This is a genomic window from Clostridium putrefaciens, assembly GCF_900461105.1.
Taxonomy (GTDB): domain Bacteria; phylum Bacillota; class Clostridia; order Clostridiales; family Clostridiaceae; genus Clostridium_L; species Clostridium_L putrefaciens.
The window spans coordinates 1-3,972 of the sequence record NZ_UFWZ01000005.1 but is presented as its reverse complement, the minus strand read 5'-3'; the positions used below and the strand labels follow the sequence as shown (position 1 = coordinate 3,972).

The 3,972-nt window shown below is 33.7% G+C and carries 3 protein-coding genes and 2 pseudogenes; all 5 read left to right on the top strand.

Going from position 1 to position 3,972, the window contains the following annotated elements; genetic code table 11:
- A pseudogene (locus tag DY168_RS15320) lies at window positions 1–198 on the top strand (histidine kinase dimerization/phospho-acceptor domain-containing protein); the annotation flags it as partial.
- 85 nt (window positions 199–283) lie between these two features.
- The gene (locus tag DY168_RS14500; protein ID WP_115641891.1) at window positions 284–1,369 is read left to right on the top strand and encodes a CdaR family transcriptional regulator; all 1,086 of its coding nucleotides are present in this window, start codon (window positions 284–286) and stop codon (window positions 1,367–1,369) included.
- A 213-nt stretch (window positions 1,370–1,582) separates the two neighbouring features.
- Complete coding sequence (locus tag DY168_RS15315; protein WP_423237257.1) at window positions 1,583–1,780, top strand: hypothetical protein; 198 nt, start codon at window positions 1,583–1,585, stop codon at window positions 1,778–1,780.
- Entirely contained in the window at window positions 1,777–2,142 is a 366-nt protein-coding gene (locus tag DY168_RS15310) for a GntT/GntP/DsdX family permease (RefSeq protein WP_423237256.1), read from the top strand. The genes DY168_RS15315 and DY168_RS15310 overlap by 4 nt, the downstream gene beginning before the upstream one ends.
- Before the next feature lie 1,427 nt (window positions 2,143–3,569).
- Window positions 3,570–3,964 (top strand): annotated as a pseudogene (locus DY168_RS15305) (glycerate kinase).
- Window positions 3,965–3,972 lie beyond the last annotated feature (8 nt).

Sequence of the window (3,972 nt, the reverse complement as noted above, 5' to 3'; positions counted from 1 at the left end):
AAAGGAGAGAGTAACATGAAACTTGTAAAAGTTATAGATATATCGCATCAATTAAAGACGCCTTTATTTTCTCTTGTCATGTTTAATGATCTTATGAAAGAATAGGATGTATTAAAAGAAGATAGAAAAAGGTTCCTAATTTTAAGTGATGAGCAGTTAAAAAGGATGGAGTGGCTTATTATAAAAATTTTGAAAATTGCAATGGTTATTAAAAGTTTTTTAATAAGTGGATATAATATAAAAGAAATAGAAAGAATTAATATTTAGGAAAGGAGGAAGTATTATGTTAACTTATAATTTCGCCCAACAGATAGTAGATAGAATGATGAAGGTTATACCTTACAATGTAAATATTATGGATCATAGAGGTGTTATTATAGCTAGTGGAGACAGCCTAAGGGTGGGTAAGGTGCATAGGGGAGCTTTTGAAGCTATAGAAAGAGGAATACTAATAGAAGTTTATAACTCTTCGGGTGGAGCTAAACCTGGAGTTAATATGCCTATATATTATAACAATGAGATAGTGGGTGTTATTGGAATAAGTGGTAATCCAAAGGTTGTGGGGCCTTTTGCAGAGCTTGTAAAGATAACTGCAGAGCTTTTAATAAGTCAGGAATATACTTTCAAGGAAAAAAGAATGGAAGAAAGATTGAAGGATGAATTTCTACACCAATGGGCTTATTTAAATCAAGAGTATGATTTAGTATTTAAAGAAAGGGCTAAGGTATTAAATATAAATCTTAATATAGAAAGGGTAGCTGTAATTGTAAAGTCTATAGATTCAGTAATAAGTCCTAAATTTGATAAGTTAAGGATTAAGATATCAAAAGATGAATATTTAATAAGACTTAATCCCCAAACCTGTGTAATGTTTATAAAATTTAGCAACAATATGGAAAAATTAATTGAAGGAATATCATCTTTAATAGACAATGTTTATATAGGTATTGGATTTAAACAAGACATAGTTGGTTTGTCTGTAAAGCAAGCATTTAAATCCATTGAGCTTGGTGAAAGGCTCAAACCTAATCAATATGTTTACAATTATAAGGAATTTGTGCTTATTCATAGGATATATGAAGGTGGAGATACTAAAGAGATATTAGAGCCTATACTAAAACTTATAGAGGAGGGAGCGGGGTCTGATCTAATAAATACATTAGATAAATATATAAATTTAAATGGTGAAATAAATTTAGTGGCAGAATCTCTTCATATTCATAGGAATAGTTTAAACTATAGATTGCAAAAGATACAAGACATTACAGGGAAAAATACTAAGAATTATTTAGAACTGTTTCAGTTATTTAGTGCTTATACAATTTATAAGTTAGGTTGTAAGGAGGCAAATAATATTATCATAAACTAAAGCAAGCTCCTACTTCGCTACTATAGGTAGGAGTAAGTTCCGCAAGCTAAATCCAAGATTTAGGACATCACTTAAATTAATAATTAGATATATATAGGGCGAATGCACTATAATATATGCTGTAATTTTAACAATATGACGATGATTTATGGAATGCAAAGGGTTACAATTGATGTATCGATATTAAACATATAAAAAATAGGGGGTATATCTATGGGAGTAACAGCACTAGGTGCAATAGTAGCATTAGCTTTGGCTATTGTACTTATAATTAAAAAGGTTCATCCAGCCTATGGTCTTATTTTAGGGGCATTAGTAGGTGGAATTGTAGGAGGAGCTGGACTTACTGGAACTGTAACACTTATGATAGATGGAGCAAAGGGAATAATGCAGCCATACTTAGGATTTTGACAGCAGGCGTTTTAGCAGGTGTACTTATAGAATCTGGAGCGGCAGCTAAAATAGCAGAAACTATAGTAGATAAGATAGGCGAATCAAATTCACTGATAGCATTGACACTTGCAACATTAGTACTTACTTGTGTAGGGGTATTTATAGATGTTGCAGTAATAACTGTAGCTCCAATAGCAATTGCTATTGCAAATAAAGCAAAGCTTAGTAGAACATCTATATTATGCCATGATAGGTGGAGGAAGGCTGGAAATATAATGTCTCCAAATCCTAATGCTATAGCAGCGGCAGATACTTTTAAGATACCATTAACATCAGTTATGGCAGCTGGGATTATACCCGCTGTATTTGGAGTGAGTTAAAGTTTAACCGTATAATTTCTAAAAGACTTATAAATAAAGGGTCATAATAATTAATTAAAGAGATTGAAACTCATTCTGAAGCATAAGCAAGTTTATAGCGGCCTATATCCAGGACTTGTAGTCTATAAATATTACTTTCACTAATGGACCATTTTAAAATTAAATAGAATCCTACCTTTTATGAACCTGTTGGAGGGAGGCTTTTAGAGCTTTGTATGGGTAAAATAAAGAATTTAAATAAATATTCTATTTTGGGATATAAGTAAATGAGTGGAGTTGCTATATTACTTATAGGACAGGTTACTATAGCAGGGATAATAGCTAACCAGGAATTAAAAGATGTAATATGTAGATGATTACAAACTTATGTCTTTCCAGTCTTTTATAAGCCACGTAGTCTGGTTTATTAAGTGTCAGGAGCAACGCATCAACTACTTCTGGAACTGCTGTTGGTGTCAGGGGTTTTCGGCCAACTATACTTTGCACTGTATCAGCACCAAGCATCAGAGCGGCTATGATACGATTCAGGGCTACTGTACCTGATCATCTTCACACGGGAAGCTTTTTCATTCAGAGCTGGTGTAGTGTGTTTATGATATGTGAAAAAGGCTTTAAAAACTATCCATTATTATCTGTAGTAGGCACTTAATGACAATTCGGTAGACTATCATATTTTGGCTACTTTAAATTTAAGTATAATAAAAGAATTGTTTATGTACTAAAATATTAATTATCTTAGAAAGATACTTAAATAACTATTAGAAAGGCGTGATTGGTTATAAATTTGTTTCTAGCCAGATTTCATTTAAAGATGAGCAAGCGCCAAAAAGTGTAGCTAAGGCAATGGAAGAGGAGTATTAAAGGTTTATGCCTGATGCAGAGTAAAACCTGTACGCTATGTGCAGGATGGAGGGAGGGACAGTACAGTCACTTATAGACTGGGCAAAGGATTATTTGTATGAAATAGATGTCAAGGATCCTCTTTGCGATATGTTAAAGGAGAATTTCGCAAGTACTTGAGAATGGGAGACTGACTGTTTAGTCAGATGAAGTGCAAGTGGTACTCAATGTGTTAAAAAAGAAGAGCGTAATCCGCTTTATACCAACAGACTCAGTGTAAGACAGCTTATAAAGCTGCCTCTTGACAAGGGCTGCTATTAATAAGTTATAGGTATAGGGAAGCTGCAACAATGATGGTTGGTGCAGGTAGGTTCCAAGGCTTTAGGGCAAGACTTTAGATAAAAGACTTCACATCGATTCATTATGGGAGGTGACATCTCATAAATCTAAAAAATACTAGATTTAAGGGATTAGATCCTAGACTAAATATGTTTACAGTAGACAGTTGGTGGATGTTTTAAAATCCATTAATAGGACCTTAAAGGGCATCTTATATATTTGGGCCACAAAACGGGAGCACAAAAGATATGGTGGAGCACTTTGACAATAGCCTTACTCATTATGCAAATATAATTAAAAGTTTACTTAATAAAGATATAGGTCAAGTGGCAGGCTCAGGTGCTGAGGTGGGGCTTGCGCGTGCTTTATGGCATTTATTTAGTGCGAGGCTTGTAAAGGGTCGTGGATTAGTTATAAACATTTACCTGTAGAAGAAAAAGGTGGAAGGGCAGACTTATGTATTCTGTTGAAGGGTAAGCAAGAATCAAAAACCATTTTTGGAAAGACTCGAGTTTGGGTGTCTAAAACAAGCACTAAGCATAATATACCAGTAGTTAGCTTGCAAGGTAAGGTATGTTGTGAAGAAGCCACAAAGCTATATAGAAGAAGAATAACGGCTATTATAGGCACTAGTTCAGATTAAGGAAAAGA

Bases quoted from the DNA above. Each gene is read 5' to 3' on its own strand.
- DY168_RS14500 (WP_115641891.1), top strand. From the start codon at position 284: ATGTTAACTTATAATTTCGCCCAACAGATAGTAGATAGAATGATGAAG.
- DY168_RS15315 (WP_423237257.1), top strand. From the start codon at position 1,583: ATGGGAGTAACAGCACTAGGTGCAATAGTAGCATTAGCTTTGGCTATT.